The organism is Pseudescherichia sp., assembly GCF_031998825.1.
In the GTDB taxonomy this organism is placed as follows: domain Bacteria; phylum Pseudomonadota; class Gammaproteobacteria; order Enterobacterales; family Enterobacteriaceae; genus Pseudescherichia.
The window spans coordinates 85,091-101,723 of the sequence record NZ_DAMACX010000005.1; the positions used below are offsets into that span (position 1 = coordinate 85,091).

13 protein-coding genes are annotated in these 16,633 nt (G+C 56.9%); 11 read left to right on the plus strand and 2 right to left on the minus strand.

Features of this window, described 5'->3' with window-relative positions:
* Window positions 1–147: 147 nt before the first annotated feature.
* Complete coding sequence (gene acrR / locus RTP97_RS03920) at window positions 148–801, minus strand: multidrug efflux transporter transcriptional repressor AcrR (RefSeq protein WP_312411122.1); 654 nt, start codon at window positions 799–801, stop codon at window positions 148–150.
* Window positions 802–943: 142 nt separating this feature from the next.
* On the opposite strand from acrR, the gene acrA reads away from it, so the two are divergent.
* The 11 genes from acrA to RTP97_RS03975 all read left to right on the plus strand — a co-directional run bounded on the left by acrA (window position 944) and on the right by RTP97_RS03975 (window position 13,387).
* Window positions 944–2,149 (plus strand): multidrug efflux RND transporter periplasmic adaptor subunit AcrA, encoded by a 1,206-nt coding sequence (gene acrA, locus RTP97_RS03925; protein ID WP_312411125.1) that lies wholly within the window; start codon window positions 944–946, stop codon window positions 2,147–2,149.
* A 22-nt stretch (window positions 2,150–2,171) separates the two neighbouring features.
* Window positions 2,172–5,321, plus strand: coding sequence for a multidrug efflux RND transporter permease subunit AcrB (acrB, locus tag RTP97_RS03930; RefSeq protein WP_312411127.1), 3,150 nt, complete (start codon window positions 2,172–2,174; stop codon window positions 5,319–5,321).
* Window positions 5,322–5,756: 435 nt separating this feature from the next.
* Window positions 5,757–6,131: an Hha toxicity modulator TomB gene (tomB, locus tag RTP97_RS03935; protein ID WP_042391644.1), complete on the plus strand. Its 375-nt coding sequence runs from the start codon at window positions 5,757–5,759 to the stop codon at window positions 6,129–6,131.
* Window positions 6,132–6,158: 27 nt separating this feature from the next.
* Window positions 6,159–6,377 (plus strand): HHA domain-containing protein, encoded by a 219-nt coding sequence (locus RTP97_RS03940; protein ID WP_042391642.1) that lies wholly within the window; start codon window positions 6,159–6,161, stop codon window positions 6,375–6,377.
* Window positions 6,378–6,558: 181 nt separating this feature from the next.
* The gene (gene maa / locus RTP97_RS03945) at window positions 6,559–7,125 is read left to right on the plus strand and encodes a maltose O-acetyltransferase (protein WP_312411129.1); all 567 of its coding nucleotides are present in this window, start codon (window positions 6,559–6,561) and stop codon (window positions 7,123–7,125) included.
* A 103-nt stretch (window positions 7,126–7,228) separates the two neighbouring features.
* Window positions 7,229–7,723 carry a YlaC family protein gene (locus RTP97_RS03950; protein WP_312411132.1) on the plus strand — a complete coding sequence of 165 codons (495 nt, stop codon included), beginning with the start codon at window positions 7,229–7,231 and terminating at the stop codon, window positions 7,721–7,723.
* A gap of 626 nt (window positions 7,724–8,349) precedes the next feature.
* Window positions 8,350–9,378 (plus strand): isopenicillin N synthase family oxygenase, encoded by a 1,029-nt coding sequence (locus tag RTP97_RS03955; RefSeq protein WP_312411134.1) that lies wholly within the window; start codon window positions 8,350–8,352, stop codon window positions 9,376–9,378.
* A 36-nt stretch (window positions 9,379–9,414) separates the two neighbouring features.
* A complete protein-coding gene (locus tag RTP97_RS03960; protein ID WP_312411136.1) occupies window positions 9,415–10,221 on the plus strand; it encodes a MetQ/NlpA family ABC transporter substrate-binding protein in 807 nt (268 codons plus the stop codon).
* Window positions 10,218–11,006 carry an ATP-binding cassette domain-containing protein gene (locus tag RTP97_RS03965; RefSeq protein WP_312411138.1) on the plus strand — a complete coding sequence of 263 codons (789 nt, stop codon included), beginning with the start codon at window positions 10,218–10,220 and terminating at the stop codon, window positions 11,004–11,006. Before RTP97_RS03960 ends, RTP97_RS03965 begins: the two co-directional genes overlap by 4 nt.
* Window positions 11,003–11,662 carry a methionine ABC transporter permease gene (locus tag RTP97_RS03970; RefSeq protein WP_312411200.1) on the plus strand — a complete coding sequence of 220 codons (660 nt, stop codon included), beginning with the start codon at window positions 11,003–11,005 and terminating at the stop codon, window positions 11,660–11,662. Before RTP97_RS03965 ends, RTP97_RS03970 begins: the two co-directional genes overlap by 4 nt.
* A gap of 144 nt (window positions 11,663–11,806) precedes the next feature.
* Window positions 11,807–13,387 (plus strand): EAL domain-containing protein, encoded by a 1,581-nt coding sequence (locus RTP97_RS03975; protein ID WP_312411202.1) that lies wholly within the window; start codon window positions 11,807–11,809, stop codon window positions 13,385–13,387.
* On the opposite strand, the gene RTP97_RS03980 is transcribed toward RTP97_RS03975, so the two are convergent.
* A complete protein-coding gene (locus RTP97_RS03980; RefSeq protein ID WP_312411141.1) occupies window positions 13,368–16,442 on the minus strand; it encodes a beta-galactosidase in 3,075 nt (1,024 codons plus the stop codon). The genes RTP97_RS03975 and RTP97_RS03980 overlap by 20 nt on opposite strands.
* Window positions 16,443–16,633 lie beyond the last annotated feature (191 nt).

The following is a 16,633-nucleotide window of genomic DNA, read 5'->3' on the forward strand; positions in this document are numbered from 1 at the left end:
ATGAAGTGCAGCATAATTTTTAGATGAATGGTTTCTTTACGGGAAAGCGGGCCGGGACTGGCCACGCGCAGAGAATATCACGCCCGTCTGGGACAACATAGCAATGCGCATAGCCTCCAGGATATTTCCTGGCACAGTGAAGAGAAATTAGGCGCAGAGCACGTCGCTCTTTGCGCGCATCGTCGGGCAGAGCTGAAACATCTCCAGCAGGATAGCAACGTAGTCGCGGGCTTCTTTTTTAAGATCAAACGTTTGTGGCGAGAAGAGCCAGTTCTCCATAATGCCGGAGATATAGCTGCGCATCAGAATAGCCGCCCGGCGGGTGAGCAGATTCGCGGGCAGCATTTTTGCTTTAATGCAGTGGCTGAGCGTCTGTTCAATACGATCGTAACTTTCGAGGCATAAATTACGCTGTGCCTGTTGCACAATGGTCATTTCGCCGACAAACTCACATTTATGGAAAATTATCTCCATCATTAAACGGCGGCGCTCTTCGACTACCGTTGCTTCAAGGATATAGACCAAAATTTCGCGCAAAACGGAGAGTGGATCATCAGGAAATTTTGCCTGATACTCAAGCTCGAGATCGCCAATACTGGATTCTGACAGCTGCCAAATTTCACCAAATAAATCTGACTTATTTTTGAAGTGCCAATAAATTGCGCCACGCGTGACACCCGCTGCCTGCGCAATGTCTGCAAGAGACGTTTTAGATACGCCGTGCGCTGAAAACAGCCGCATAGCAACATCTAAAATATGCTGACGCGTCTCCTGGGCCTGTTGTTTGGTTTTTCGTGCCATATGTTGGTGATTTTATGGTAGTCAGATTTACATACATTTATGAATGTATGTACCATAGCATGACGATAATATAAACGCAGCAATGGGTTTGTGGGCGCTTGATCCACTGAACAATTTGAAATCGGACACTCGAGGTTTACCTATGAACAAAAACAGAGGATTTACCCCTCTGGCGGCCGTTCTGATGCTTTCGGGCAGCTTAGCGCTAACAGGATGTGATGATAAACCGGCTCAACAAGGAGCACAGCAAGCGCCAGAAGTTGGGATTGTGACACTTAAATCCGAACCTCTGCAGATGACCACTGAACTGCCAGGCCGCACCAGCGCCTATCGCGTTGCTGAAGTCAGACCGCAGGTCAGCGGTATCATCTTAAAACGTAACTTCACCGAGGGCAGCGATGTCGAAGCGGGTGTCTCGCTTTATCAGATCGATCCAGCAACCTATCAAGCCTCTTATGAGAGCGCGAAAGGCGATTTAGCTCGCGCCCAGGCTGCCGCGAATATTGCTCAGGTAACCCTCAAACGCTACCAGAGCCTGATTGGCACCAAGTACATCAGCCAGCAGGACTTTGATAACGCCCAGGCCGAAGCGCAGCAGGCAAATGCCTCAGTCGTGGCCGCCAAAGCCGCCGTTGAAACCGCGCGCATCAACCTGGCCTATACCAAAGTGATCTCCCCTATCAGCGGCCGCATTGGTAAGTCGTCGGTAACCGAGGGTGCCCTGGTACAGACCGGCCAGACTAACGCGCTGGCAACCGTGCAGCAGCTCGATCCGATCTATGTGGATGTGACCCAGTCCAGCAATGATTATCTGCGCCTGAAGCAGGAGCTGGAGAAAGGCACCCTGAAGCAGGAGAACGGTAAAGCGAAAGTCGAACTGCTCACCAACGACGGCGCAACCTTCCCGCAGACCGGTACGCTGGAGTTCTCTGACGTCACTGTTGATGAAACCACCGGCTCCATTACCCTGCGCGCTATCATCCCTAACCCGGACCAGACTCTGCTGCCGGGCATGTTTGTCCGCGCCCGTCTGGAAGAGGGTCTGAACCCGAACGCGCTGCTGGTTCCGCAGCAGGGCATCACCCGCACACCGCGCGGTGAAGCTTCCGCCATGGTTGTTGGCGAAGGCGACAAGGTTGAAACCCGCCAGGTACAGACTTCACAGGCGATTGGCGATAAGTGGCTGGTTACCGGCGGTCTGAAAGATGGCGATCGCGTGATTGTCACCGGCCTGCAGAAAGTCCGGCCGGGCGCGCAGGTAAAAGTGCAGGAAGTGAATACCGATCAGGCTTCTGACAAGAAAGAGCAAGCTGCAGCCGGCGCGCAGTCAGAACAAACGAAGTCTTAACTTAAACAGGAGCCGTTAAGACATGTCTAAGTTTTTTATCGATCGCCCCATTTTTGCATGGGTTATCGCGATCATTATCATGCTGGCGGGGGCGCTCTCGATCCTCAACTTGCCGATAGCGCAATATCCTTCGATTGCGCCACCGGCAGTGACGGTCTCAGCGACCTACCCCGGCGCTGATGCGAAAACGGTGCAGGATACCGTGACGCAGGTTATCGAACAGAACATGAACGGTATCGATGGCCTGCTCTATATGTCCTCCACCAGCGACTCATCGGGTACGGTACAGATCACGCTGACCTTTAACTCCGGTACCGACGCGGACATCGCGCAGGTTCAGGTGCAGAATAAACTGCAGCTGGCCATGCCGCTGCTGCCGCAGGAAGTGCAGCAGCAGGGCGTCAGCGTTGAGAAATCCTCCAGCAGCTTCCTGATGGTGCTGGGGATGATCAACACCGATGGCTCGATGACCCAGGAAGATATTGCCGACTACGTGGGCGCGACGGTGAAAGATCCGGTTAGCCGTACCGCGGGCGTGGGTGACGTACAGCTGTTCGGTGCCCAGTATGCGATGCGTATCTGGATGGATCCGAACAAGCTGAACAACTTCCAGCTTACCCCGGTTGACGTGATTAACGCGATTAAAGCGCAGAACGCCCAGGTCGCTGCGGGCCAGCTCGGCGGTACGCCGCCGGTGAAAGGTCAGCAGCTGAACGCCTCGATCATTGCCCAGACCCGACTCACCTCCACGGAAGAGTTCGGTAAAATTCTGCTGAAAGTGAACCAGGATGGCTCCCAGGTTCGCCTGCGCGACGTGGCAGAGATTGAGCTGGGCGGTGAGAACTATGACGTTATCGCTAAGTACAACGGTCAGCCGGCGTCCGGTCTCGGGATCAAACTGGCAACCGGCGCTAACGCCCTGGATACCGCTGAGGCAGTACGCGCTACCATTGAGTCCCTGAAGCCGACCTTCCCGGCAGGCCTTGAGGTGGTTTATCCGTACGATACGACGCCGTTCGTTAAAATCTCGATTAACGAAGTAGTGAAAACGCTGGTCGAAGCGATCGTACTGGTGTTCCTGGTCATGTACCTGTTCCTGCAAAACTTCCGTGCAACGCTGATCCCAACGATTGCCGTTCCGGTGGTGCTGCTGGGGACCTTCGCGATCCTCAATGCCTTCGGCTACTCGATAAACACCCTCACCATGTTCGGTATGGTACTCGCCATCGGCCTGCTGGTGGATGATGCCATCGTGGTGGTAGAGAACGTCGAACGTGTTATGGCCGAAGAGGGTCTGCCGCCCAAAGAGGCGACGCGGAAATCGATGGACCAGATCCAGGGTGCGCTGGTGGGTATTGCCCTGGTGCTGTCGGCGGTATTTATCCCGATGGCCTTCTTCGGCGGCTCTACCGGTGCGATCTATCGCCAGTTCTCGATTACTATCGTTTCGGCGATGGTGCTGTCGGTGATCGTGGCGCTGATCCTGACGCCAGCCCTCTGTGCCACCATGCTGAAGCCGATCGCTAAAGGCGACCACGGCGAAGGCAAAAAAGGCTTCTTCGGCTGGTTTAACCGCATGTTTGATAAGAGCACGCACCACTACACCGACAGCGTAGGGAATATTCTGCGCAGCACCGGTCGTTATCTGCTGCTCTATATCATCATCGTTGCGGGCATGGCGTTCCTGTTTGTCCGTCTGCCAACCTCGTTCCTGCCAGATGAAGATCAGGGCGTATTCCTCACCATGGCGCAGCTACCGGCGGGTGCCACTCAGGAGCGTACGCAGAAGGTGCTCGATGAGGTAACGGACTACTACCTGAAAGAAGAGAAAGCGAACGTTAACTCCGTGTTTAGCGTGAACGGCTTCGGCTTCTCGGGTCGTGGGCAGAACACCGGTATTGCATTCGTCTCCCTGAAAAACTGGGATGAGCGTGCAGGGGAAGAGAACAAGGTTCCGGCCATTACGGGCCGCGCCAGCGGACACTTCTCGCAGATTAAAGATGCGATGGTCTTCGCCTTTAACCTGCCGGCGATTGTTGAGCTGGGTACGGCAACCGGCTTCGACTTCCAGCTGATTGACCAGGGCAACCTTGGCCATGACAAGCTGATGCAGGCACGTAACCAGCTGCTCGGCGAGGTGGCGAAACACCCTGACATGCTGGTGGGCGTACGTCCTAACGGCCTGGAAGATACGCCGCAGTTCAAGATCGATATCGATCAGGAGAAAGCGCAGGCGCTGGGTGTCTCCATCAGCGACATCAATACCACACTGGGTACGGCCTGGGGCGGTAGCTACGTTAACGACTTCATCGACCGCGGTCGCGTGAAGAAGGTATACGTGATGTCACAGGCTAAGTACCGTATGCTGCCAAACGATATCAATAACTGGTACGTGCGCGGCAGCGATGGTCAGATGGTGCCATTCTCGGCGTTCTCTACGTCGCACTGGGAGTATGGCTCTCCGCGTCTGGAGCGCTATAACGGTCTGCCATCAATGGAGATCCTCGGTGAAGCGGGTGCAGGCAAGAGTACCGGTGAAGCGATGGATCTGATGGAGCAGCTGGCGGGCACGCTGCCTGCGGGTGTAGGCTACGACTGGACGGGCATGTCCTATCAGGAACGTCTCTCTGGTAACCAGGCCCCTGCCCTGTACGCTATCTCGCTGATCGTGGTCTTCCTCTGTCTGGCGGCGCTGTACGAGAGCTGGTCGATTCCGTTCTCGGTCATGCTGGTTGTTCCGCTGGGGGTCATCGGTGCGCTGCTGGCGGCGACCTTCCGCGGGCTGGGTAACGACGTTTACTTCCAGGTGGGCCTGCTGACCACCATTGGCCTGTCGGCGAAGAACGCGATACTTATCGTCGAATTCGCCAAAGATCTGATGGAAAAAGAGGGCAAAGGGCTGATCGAAGCGACGCTGGAGGCGGTACGTATGCGTCTGCGTCCTATCCTGATGACCTCGCTGGCGTTTATCCTCGGCGTTATGCCGCTGGTTATCAGTACTGGCGCAGGCTCTGGTGCTCAGAACGCCGTAGGTACGGGCGTTATGGGTGGGATGGTGACGGCAACCGTTCTGGCCGTCTTCTTTGTTCCGGTATTCTTTGTGGTGGTGCGCCGCCGCTTTAGCCGCAAGTCAGAAGATGTTGAACACAGCCATGCCGTTGAACATCGTTAATAGGCTCTGAATCTCAGAGAGTTATGAATCAAAGGCCGCGTATGCGGCCTTTTTCATTTCTCGCCGGAAAATCATCACGACGGCTTATTGTTTATTTGGTTATTTTCTGTAACAAATATAAGTCGCATAATTCTTAAGGCTTAAAGGATTATCTTACGAAGTGAAGATATTCTTAATTAATAGTAAACAGACTTTCATGTAAGAATATTCTTAGTAAGCAGCAGAGAGAGAGTTGAGGTTCACCCCTTTAGCCGAGGGTGAACGAAAGCAAAAGATGATAATTGTAATTTTTCGTAATCGCTCCAGGAAATCTTTTTCAGAGTGACTTATAGTTAAATTGAGGCGCAAGAGCAGCTTACACGCCGACCTCAAGGAGGTATCCATCCCGAAACGGTGTTCCATGTGAAAAAAAAGCCACTTAGAAGGGGATACGTTATGGACGAATACTCGCCAAAAAGGCATGATGTCGCGCAACTGAAATTTCTTTGCGAAACGTTGTACCATGATTGCCTCTCCAACCTTGAAGAAAGCCATCATGGCTGGGTTAACGATCCCACGTCAGCAATCAATTTGCAGTTGAACGAGCTGATTGAGCATATTGCGACCTTCGCACTTAATTATAAAATTAAGTACAATGAAGATAATAAACTGATTGCCCAGATTGACGAATACCTGGACGACACGTTTATGCTGTTCAGTAGCTATGGCATTAGTACAGAAGACTTGCAGAAATGGCGCAAATCCGGCAACCGACTGTTTCGCTGTTTCGTTAATGTGAGCAAGGCTAACCCTGTTAGCTTGTCCTGTTAAAACTATTACAAATACATAGGTGAATTTATGTCTGATAAACCATTAACAAAAGTAGATTATTTGATGCGCCTGCGGCGCTGTCAGACAATTGACACGCTGGAACGCGTGATTGAAAAAAATAAATACGAACTTTCTGACAATGAGCTAACCGTGTTTTATTCCGCAGCGGATCACCGTCTGGCTGAACTGACAATGAATAAGCTTTATGACAAAATCCCCTCCTCCGTGTGGAAATTTGTTCGCTAGTCCGCCCACGGTTTTATCGCGATTCCCCGCCGCCTTTATCAGACACGTTTTGGTGAATCTCAAGGTTGGGCTTTTGTCTCTTGAAGTAGTGTGATCTATTTCACATACTATAGCCAACGCTATACTCTTTCAGGCTATCTCACTCCAGGATGCTGCTGTTATGTTTAACAGTGAGATAGCCATGAGTACAGAAAAGCAGAAAATGATTGCCGGTCAACTCTACCGATCTGGCGATGAAACATTACGGGCAGATCGCCTGCGTGCCAGGGAGCTGCTGCATCAGTATAATCACTCTGGCCCGACCGAGAAGAGCGAACGGCGCGCCCTGCTTGCGGAGCTGCTGGGCAAAAGCGGCAATGCCTACATTGAGCCAAGCTTTCGCTGCGACTACGGCTACAATATTTTTCTCGGCAACGATTTTTATGCCAACTTTGACTGCGTGATGCTGGATGTTTGCCCGATACATATTGGCGATAACTGCATGCTCGCCCCGGGCGTGCATATCTACACTGCCACCCATCCGCTTGATGCGACCGAACGGAATAGCGGATTAGAGTTTGGTGCCCCCGTGACTATTGGCCATAACGTCTGGATCGGTGGTCGGGCAGTGATAAACCCGGGCGTGACCATTGGTAACAACGTGGTGATTGGCTCCGGCAGCGTGGTTATTCGCGATATTCCCGATGATGTGGTGGTGGCGGGTAACCCGGCACGGATCATTAAAAAGCTGCCGTCGGCCTCGGCATAACTGTTATGCTTTTTTGCCGCCTTTCTGTTACTTTTTTCTCACTGCCACGGATCGTAAAATAGGCTGTTTCACCTGCGTTTTGTCCGATCCCCAAAGGTAAAAAATGACAGAAATAGAGCGACTGCTTACCCAAACTATTAATGAGCTAAATATTCGCGAGAAGCGTGACAATCGGCCACGCTTCAGCATTAGCTTTATCCGCAACCATCCCTGGCTGTTTATCGGCATGTACGTTGGCTGGTTTGCTACCCTGGCGGTGATGCTCCAGTCCGAAACCCTGGCCGGCTCTGTCTGGCTGCTGGTGGTGCTGTTCGCCCTGCTGAACGGTTTCTTCTTCTTTGACGTCTACCCGCGCTACCGCTATGAGGATATCGACGTGCTCGATTTCCGCGTCTGCTATAACGGTGAGTGGTACAACACGCGCTTTGTGCCGCCTGAGCTGATCGACGCCATTATGCAGTCGCCAGAGGTAGAGGCAGCGCAGAAGAGCCAGCTGCAGCAGATGGTGCAGAAAAAAGGCGAGCTTTCGTTCTACGACGTCTACTCGCTGACAAAGCCTAAAACCGGGCCGCACGCCCAGCCACAGGTCGCTTCTTGAGTCAGTTGACATATCCAAAAAAAGTATTAGATTTAAGTTAACAGCGTTGCTCATTGAGGGCGCTGTTAAGCAGTAAGATGTAATGTATAAATGCGATAAAGGCCACGAAGTCTTGTTGTATGGGAGAGTCGGCGTAGCGTAAATCAGTTGCAAGCCTACCCGATGACGCTTTAAGGCCACGTAGTCAGTCTCTACAATCGCAGGGTGTGAACGTAATCGCGATGATGTAAGGCCCCGTTATATGTTGTTTGGGTTGCGCGTTAAAACATCATGTTTTAAAACGCAATGGAAGTAAGGCCACGCATCAAAAAGTCTATATCGCGAAGGGTGTGTACTTGAGTACCGAGGTCTACGACCTTAAACCTGTACATTTAAAGCAGTATCATAAGCAGTATCATGTAGTTAAGTTCCTTAATGTTAAATGCAATATCAGCAGTACCCTAAGAGCCCTGACTTCTTCTGTCAGGGCTCTTATCATTTTGGCCTGCCGCGAACCGCATCCCCTGCCTTATCCATTTTTCGCAAAAGCACTTGATCCCACTCGGTCATAAATTAGAAAAGAAGGTTATTGGTTGAAAATTTGGCGTTAAGGCACTCTGCCAGAAAGCCAATATAAGGAGCCAGCCATGACCGCTACCCGCCTGCCCATTCTTGACCTGTCGCACTTTGCCGACCCCGTCAATCGTCCCGCCTTTCTGGAACAGCTGCGCCATGCCGCACGAGATATCGGCTTCTTCTATCTGGTTAATCACGGCGTGGATGACGATCTGCAGCGCGCCGTCCAGCAGGAGGCCCGCCGCTTCTTCGCTCTTTCCGACGCAGAGAAGCAGCAGGTGGCGATGATCCACTCTCCCCATTTTCGTGGCTATAACCGGGCGGCCTCTGAGCTGACGCGCGGCCAGCCGGACTGGCGCGAACAGTTTGATATTGGCGCTGAGCGTCCGGCCCTGAACGTTGCCGGAAACGATCCTCGCTGGCGGCGTCTGCAGGGGCCGAACCTGTGGCCAGAGGCGCAGCCGACGCTGAAGCCTGCCCTCCTCGCCTGGCAAAAAGCAATGACCCGCATGGCACTCAACCTGCTGCGCGCCTTCGCTCAGGCACTGGATCTCCCCCCGGACGCTTTTGATGCGCTGTATGGCGATAAGCCTAATGAGCATATCAAGCTGATCCGCTATCCTGGCCAGCCAGCAACCGAGAGCCAGCAAGGCGTCGGCGCGCACAAGGACTCCGGCTTCCTTAGCTTCCTGCTGCAGGATGAGCAGAGAGGCTTGCAGGTGGAGGTGGCCCCGGGCCGCTGGCTGGATGCCGCCCCGCTGGCCGGGAGCTTTGTCGTGAACATTGGTGAGCTGCTGGAGCTGGCGACCAACGGCTATCTGCGCGCCACGGTGCACCGGGTGGTCTCGCCCGCAGCCGGACAGGAGCGACTGTCGATCGCCTTCTTCCTCGGCGCGCAGCTGGACGCGGTGGTACCGGTCTACGCCCTGCCCGAGCAGCTGGCGCAGGAGGCACATGGGCCAGAGAGCGATCCGCAAAACCCGCTGCTGCGCGACGTGGGCTGGAACTACCTGAAAGGGCGGCTGCGATCCCATCCGGACGTGGCCGAGCGTTACTACCGGGACGTGCTGCGCGAGCGCAGCGAACAGCTGATTGCCTGATCAAACCTACCGTCATAACGATAAAGGATAAAAATCATGAAACCTGCAGCATTTAAACTGGCTGGGCTGGCACTCTCTCTTTCTCTGGCATGGGGTTCCGCCCACGCGGAAGCGTTGCGCATCGCTGCGGACGCCGTACCGCACGCGGAAATTCTCAACTATATCAAAACGTTTGATCCCAAACTGGATATCAAGGTGGTGGAGCTGACCAGCGGCGTCAATGCCAACGAGCTGCTGGCTAATGGCGACGTCGATGCCAACTATTTCCAGCACGTTCCGTACCTAAAAGATCAGGAGAAGGCGCTGGGCAAAACCTTTGCCGTGGCGGCGACGGTACACATTGAACCACTAGGCATCTACTCGCGTAAGTATAAAGATTTCAAGTCGCTTCCTGACAACGCCACGGTGGCGGTCCCGAACAACACCACTAACCTGAGCCGCTCCCTGTTCCTGCTGCAAAGCCAGGGGCTGATTAAGCTCAACGCGAAGTTTACCGATCCCGCCACCACCCTCGCCACGCCGAAGGACATTGCCGAGAACCCGAAGCATATTAAAATTCTTGAGATCGAATCCCCGCAGATCCCCCGCTCGCTGGACGACGTCGATCTGGCGGTGATCAACGGCAACTACGCGCTGGAGGCAGGCCTGACGCCTGCTAAAGATGCGCTGGGGCTGGAGAGTGCCGAGCACAACCCCTACGCCAATATTCTGGTGACCAATCCGGCGTTGGCCAACGATCCGCGCATCAAGGAGCTGGCGAAGGACCTCACCTCGCCACAGGTGGCGGAATTTATCCGTAAAAATTACAACGGCTCGGTTATTCCGGTCGCGCCGCAGTCATGATTGTGATTGAAGGGCTGAGTAAAACCTATGCCGGAGCAGGCCGACCGGCGCTGAACGACATCTCGCTAACCGTTCCCGAAGGAGCCATTTACGGCATTCTCGGACGCAGCGGCGCGGGCAAGAGCACGCTGATCCGCTGTCTTAACCTGCTGGAGCGGCCGACCCGCGGCCGCATTCTGGTTAACGGGCGCGACATCACCGGCTTCGATAAAGCGGCGCTGCGCGCGCACCGTCTGCAAACCGGCATGATTTTTCAGCACTTCAATCTGCTGCACGCCCGCAGCGTGGCGGATAACGTCGCCGTGCCGCTGGAGATCGCAGGCGTCGCCAAAGCGCAGCGCCGGGCGCGGGTCGAGGAGCTGCTGCACCTGGTGGGACTGAGCGATAAGGCGCAGGCCTTCCCCTCTCAGCTCTCCGGCGGGCAGAAGCAGCGCGTCGGCATCGCCAGGGCGCTGGCGGCGCGCCCGCAGGTGCTGCTCTGCGACGAGGCCACCAGCGCGCTGGATCCAGAGACCACCCAGTCGGTGCTCAGCCTGCTGGCGGATATTAACCGCCAGCTCGGCCTGACGATTGTGCTGATCACCCATCAGCTGGAGGTGGTAAAAAGCCTCTGCGATCATGCGGCGCTGCTGGAGAACGGCGAGCTGATAGAGAGCGGGAAGATTGCCGATCTGCTGGTCACGCCATGGTCGCGCCTGCGCCAGGCGCTGCTGCCCGATCCGCAGGCGGAACGCCTCTTCCTGCAACGACATGGCTTAAACGGGAGGCCGCTATGCGTAGCATGAGCTGGGATGAGCTGTGGCCGATGCTGTTGAACGGCACCCTGGAGACCGTCTACATGGTGGCGCTGGCCGCCCTGTTTACCGTGCTGATTGGTCTGCCCATCGGCGTATTACTCTCTATTTCCCGGGCAAACGGCCTGCTGCCGATGCCTAAAACCAACGCCGTGCTGGGGGCCATAATTAACCTTGGCCGCTCGCTGCCGTTTATCGTGCTGCTGATTGCGCTGATCCCATTTACACGGCTGCTGATTGGCACCACGCTGGGCAGCACCGCCGCGGTGGTCCCCATCACCATCGGCGCGTTTCCCTTCTTTGCCCGGCTGACGGAGAACGCGCTGGACGAGGTGGACTATGGCCGCATCGAAGCCATTTTGTCGATGGGGGGCAGCGTCTGGCACGTCATCGCTAAAGCGCTGCTGCCGGAGGCGCTGCCGACGCTGCTGGCGGGGACCACGCTCACCGTAGTGATGCTGATTGGCTTCTCGTCGATGGCCGGGGTCATTGGCGGCGGCGGGCTGGGGGATCTGGCCATTCGCTACGGCTACCAGCGCTTTAACGACCAGGTGATGGTGGGCACGGTGGTCATTTTAGTGGCGCTGGTTCAGGGGGTGCAGATGACCGGCGATCGTCTGGTACGTCGGCTGGCCCACCGCCGCTAGCGCTACGCTTTTTTCATTAAACGTTTTTTGCATCAAGGAATTTTGGCGTGAAATAGCAGAGGATCGCCGCAGAGAATGGTATAAAGATTATACACATCTGCTGCTGACTCTCTTTCGCCATATATCAAAAAGGAACGTTTGATGATGACAAGCCGACGGCTGGTAAGCGTTGTTACCGTTGTCCTGATCCTTGCGGTGCTCATCCCGGTGGGACTGAGCATCTGGCTGGCGCACCGCCAGGCGCAGGAGAACTTTATAAAAGAGCTGGACGCTTACGCCACCCGAGTCGTGATGCGCACCCAAAAAGTGGTTCAGCAAGCCAAATTAGCCCTTAACGAGATTGACCAGTTTACGGGCGCGCCCTGTAGCCCCGCCCATCTGCTGGCGATGCGCAGGGTTGCCTTTGCTAACCACTACGTGCAGGAGATGATCTACGTTGACCATCTGCAACCCGTCTGCTCGTCGCTGGAAAACCACAGCCGGGAAGGTATGCTCCCGCCGGTAGAGAGGATCACCCCGGACGGTTACCGGGCCTGGCTCACCACCCAGAACGATATCGGCTTAAACCGCATCATGGCTGCGCTGGGCAGCGAGCGCCATGTGGTAATGATCGATCCCCTGTCCTTTATCGACGTCCTGCCCTTTGGCGCATGGCCCATTGACGTGTCGCTGGTCAGCATGACGACCAACCGGCTGATTGCCAGCAGCGGCGGGTTCAATCCTGCCATCTGGCAGCAGGCGCGACAAAGTACGCTGACACGTTTCCAGCAGAAAGGCACACTGTATGACGTTCGCCGCTTCCCCGAGCTGGGGTTAGCCATTATTACCGCTGCCTCCCTCGACCCGCTGGGGAAAAACCTGCACCGACAGCTGCTGATTTGGCTTCCGGTTGGTGTGCTGATGAGCCTGGCGATCGCGTTCTTCCTGCTGCGGGTGCTGCGCCGCCTGCAGTCGCCCCACTATCGCATTCTGGATGCCATTAACGCCCGCGAGATCGAGGTCTACTACCAGCCGATTGTCGCGCTGGGCAGCGGAAAAGTGGTCGGGGCCGAGGCGCTGGCTCGCTGGCGGCAGGCCGACGGCCGCTTTCTCACGCCGGATATCTTTATTCCGCTGGCGGAGCAGTCTGGCCTGATGCCCCAGCTCACACAGCTGATTATTGAGACGGTATTCAGCGATCTAGGGCCGTGGCTACAGCGCCATCCGGATCAACACGTCTCGATCAATCTCGATCCCGGCGATCTGGTGTCGAAACGCCTTCCGACCTTGCTCAGCACGCTGCTGACCCGCTGGCAGCTCAGCGCCTCGCAAATTGCCCTTGAGATCACCGAGCGCGGCTTTGCCGATCCAAAAGTCAGCTCCCCGGCCATTGCCGAGCTTCGCCGTGCCGGGCACGCGATCTATATTGACGACTTCGGCACCGGCTACTCCAGCCTGAGCTATCTGCAAAATCTGGAGGTCGATATTCTGAAGATCGATAAATCTTTCGTTGATGCGCTGGAGTACAAAAACGTCACCCCACACATTATCGAGATGGCAAAAGCGTTGGGGCTGGCGATGGTCGCGGAAGGGGTTGAGACCGAAGGCCAGCTTGAGTGGCTGCGCAATCACGGCGTGCAGTTCGCCCAGGGCTGGTTCTACAGCAAGGCGCTGTCGAAGGAGGCATTTATGGCATGGGCCGAAGAGAACCTCCGGCCCCACCAGGTTACGCCTGACGCCAGCTGAAGGCGTAGCGCACCCGCTCCTCAGCCAAAATAAACTCCGGCGACACGCTCGGACTCCACGAGTCGTCGCCGCCTACCCCCATATGAAACGCGTCGAGGTTAAGCCAGCAGCCCTCCTCTTCGCACAGCAGATGGTGATGGGTCGTGTCATGGAGCTGACGCTGGCCGTAGCGGCTGAGAGAGAAATGAAAATGCCCGTTCAGCCGGTGCGCACCGTACTCCAGCTGACGCGTATCACAGCGCAGGCCGTTATCGCTGGGGAAAATATAGGGCGTATGCAGCGCGCTTAGCGGCCGCGTCCAGCGCCCCTGGCTTGCCGCCAGCCTGCGGTCCGGGTAGTTCTCATGCGGCCCCAGACCCAGCCAGCTCGCGGACTCCTCCACCGCAGCCAGCTGGCAGCAGAGGCCTACCCTTGCCGGTGGCGGCGCGTCAGTGGCGATCTGCACCTCAACCTCACCGTGCAGCACGCCGTGGCTGTCGATGCGCCAGCGCTTATCGCTGATAAACAGCACCTTGTTCTCATGCTCCCAGGCGTGGCGGGTAGTAACGATTACCTCTCCGGCGCTCTCCTGCGCCGCGCAGTGCAGCAGACGCGGCGTCATGGCGTACATGCCCGCCGCCTTCCAGCGTTCGACCCATGCGTTGGGATCGATACGCGTCACCTCGCTAATACCAATATCGTTATCAAGCGGCGCACGGGTAAACCGATCCCGAACCGGGGCCAGCAGCGTCGGCGTCTCCCCGCACCACCACTGCCCCAGATCGCCGCTGCGGCGTGAGAAGTGCCAGCGCCGATCCTGCCAGCTGACGTTAAACGCCTCGTCGCTGACTGCCAACGTCGCGCCGGGACCGGCATCCTCCTGTGGGGCAACAGCCAGCGGCGCAGGCAGCCGCCACTGATCCCATGCGCAACGATGGTTCTCCGGGGACCACGCGGTGGCCCGCTGCTGATAAATCTCAACGTTAAGCCACACCTCCCCCGGCACGGCAGACAGCGCGGGGGCATCGATCTCCAGCCGCTGTACGCCCTGGGGCAGGATCTCTAGCCGCTGCTCGCCCTCGGCCAGCACCTCGCCGTCGCGGGCAATGTGCCAGCGCAGCACCTCATTATCCGCGTGGCGGAAAAGGTATTCGCTGTGGATCTCAACCACCAGCGGCGTGGTGCTAAGCAGACGGAACTGGAAAAATTGCTGCGCGCGCTGGGCCTCATAGAGGGCCGGGTGCGGGGTGCGATCCGGGAAGACTAGCCCGTTCATGCAGAACTGGCGATCGTTTGGGGTATCACCAAAATCGCCGCCGTAGGCCCAGAAGGCGTTACCGTTTTCATCACGCTTGGTCAGCGCCTGGTCGACCCAGTCCCAGACAAAGCCGCCCTGCAGACGCGGGTTATCGCGAAACGCCTGCCAGTATTTGGCAAAGCCACCGAAGCTGTTGCCCATCGCATGGGCGTATTCGCAGAGGATCAGCGGGCGCGTCTCTTCCGGCAGGGCGATCCACTTCTTAATCGACCATTTCGGCACGGCGGGGAAAGGCTGGTCCCTATCCACACGGGCATACATCGGGCAGATAATATCGGTCGCCGCCGTGTTCGCCCCGCCGCCCTCGTACTGCACCGGACGGGTGGGATCGCTGGACTTCACCCAGCGGTAGAGCGCGTCATGGCTCGCGCCGTGGCCGGATTCATTCCCCAGCGACCAGATGATGATAGAGGGATGGTTGCGGTCGCGCTGCACCATGCGGGTGACGCGCTCGCTCATCGCAGGGAACCACTGTGGATCCTCCGCCAGACGGCTCATCGGCACCATGCCGTGAGTCTCAATGTTGGCCTCATCAACGACGTAGAGGCCATAGCGATCGCACAGTCGGTACCAGAGAGGATGGTTCGGATAGTGGGAGCAGCGCACGGCGTTAAAGTTATGCTGCTTCATCAGCTCGATATCCCGGCGCATGGTGGCCTCGTCCACCGCCTGGCCGTTTTCCGGGTGGTGCTCATGACGGTTAACCCCGCGGATCAGCAGCGCCTTGCCATTGACCTTCAGCTGGCCGTGGCTAATCTCCACCTTACGCACGCCCACGTCGCAGGCCTCGGCCTCCAGCAGCTGGCCCTGCGCATCGAGCAGCGCGACGGTCAGCCGGTAGAGGTGCGGCGTCTCGGCGCTCCAGAGATCCGGCTTATCGACAGCAAGCTCGACGCTCAACCGCTCAGCCCATGCGCCGCGCTCGTCCACAATCGCGCTGCCGGGGCGCTGCTCCGCGCTGGCGATCGGCTCCTCGCCGCGCCATAGGGTGACGGCCACCCGGTAGTCAGTGAACTCACCGGCAAGCTGCACGGTGGTATTTATCCGGGCATGGTTAAAATCCGCGTTTAGCGCGGTCTCGACCCGGAAATCGCTGATGTGCGTTGCTGGCTTATGCAGCAGCACTACGTCGCGGAAGATACCGCTCATGCGCCACATATCCTGATCTTCCAGATAGCTGCCGTCGCACCAGCGCAGAACCATCACCGCCAACCGGTTAGCGCCGGGCCGCAGCACCGCGCTGAGGTCGAACTCCGCGGGCAGGCGGCTATCCTGCGAATAGCCAATCCACTCTCCGTTGCACCAGAGATAGAAGGCTGAGTTGACCCCCTCGAAAATAATCCGCGTCTGGCCGCTCGCCAGCCATGCCGCATCCACGTCAAAGGTCAGCGAGTAGCAGCCGGTGGGGTTCTCCGCAGGGACAAACGGCGGCGTAACCGGGATTGGGTAGGTGACGTTGGTGTAGATCGGCGTATCGAACCCCTGCATCTGCCAGTTAGAGGGGACCGGCATGGCAACGGCACTGGCGCCATCCTCCGCTATCCACGACGCTGGCACGGCTTCCGGAGCGGGATAGAAGCTAAACCGCCACTCGCCGTTGAGCAGCCGCCATGACGGAGATCCACTCTCCTGGGCCGCTGCTTCGGCGTCACGCCAGCTGCGCAGAGGGACGTGCATTGGCAGACGGTTCCAGTGGGTCACAACTGGGTTTTCCCAGTCGCGGCGGGCAAGCAGGGTGTTCAGTGCAGCAGCAGACATGTCGACCTCATGATTTTTGCGAAGCGCTCACAATTTTCTGTACGATGCCCGGACAAGGGATAAAGGTAAAGGATCGCCATCGCCAGAAGCGGGGTCGATCACAAAAGCGAAGGTTTTAGGCCGAGCTGCGGATGACCAGCGTGACCGGCAGTAGCGTCTGGCTAAGCTCAGCATCCGCGGGCGGCTGGAGC

What these genes read in the sequence shown, in the direction of transcription:
- RTP97_RS03960 (WP_312411136.1), top strand. Translation starts at nt 9,415, where the DNA reads ATGAAACCTGCAGCATTTAAACTGGCTGGGCTGGCACTCTCTCTTTCT.
- maa (WP_312411129.1), top strand. Translation starts at nt 6,559, where the DNA reads ATGAGTACAGAAAAGCAGAAAATGATTGCCGGTCAACTCTACCGATCT.
- RTP97_RS03955 (WP_312411134.1), top strand. Translation starts at nt 8,350, where the DNA reads ATGACCGCTACCCGCCTGCCCATTCTTGACCTGTCGCACTTTGCCGAC.
- acrR (WP_312411122.1), bottom strand. Translation starts at nt 801, where the DNA reads ATGGCACGAAAAACCAAACAACAGGCCCAGGAGACGCGTCAGCATATT.
- RTP97_RS03980 (WP_312411141.1), bottom strand. Translation starts at nt 16,442, where the DNA reads ATGTCTGCTGCTGCACTGAACACCCTGCTTGCCCGCCGCGACTGGGAA.
- RTP97_RS03940 (WP_042391642.1), top strand. Translation starts at nt 6,159, where the DNA reads ATGTCTGATAAACCATTAACAAAAGTAGATTATTTGATGCGCCTGCGG.
- RTP97_RS03950 (WP_312411132.1), top strand. Translation starts at nt 7,229, where the DNA reads ATGACAGAAATAGAGCGACTGCTTACCCAAACTATTAATGAGCTAAAT.
- acrB (WP_312411127.1), top strand. Translation starts at nt 2,172, where the DNA reads ATGTCTAAGTTTTTTATCGATCGCCCCATTTTTGCATGGGTTATCGCG.
- RTP97_RS03975 (WP_312411202.1), top strand. Translation starts at nt 11,807, where the DNA reads ATGACAAGCCGACGGCTGGTAAGCGTTGTTACCGTTGTCCTGATCCTT.
- RTP97_RS03970 (WP_312411200.1), top strand. Translation starts at nt 11,003, where the DNA reads ATGAGCTGGGATGAGCTGTGGCCGATGCTGTTGAACGGCACCCTGGAG.
- RTP97_RS03965 (WP_312411138.1), top strand. Translation starts at nt 10,218, where the DNA reads ATGATTGTGATTGAAGGGCTGAGTAAAACCTATGCCGGAGCAGGCCGA.
- tomB (WP_042391644.1), top strand. Translation starts at nt 5,757, where the DNA reads ATGGACGAATACTCGCCAAAAAGGCATGATGTCGCGCAACTGAAATTT.
- acrA (WP_312411125.1), top strand. Translation starts at nt 944, where the DNA reads ATGAACAAAAACAGAGGATTTACCCCTCTGGCGGCCGTTCTGATGCTT.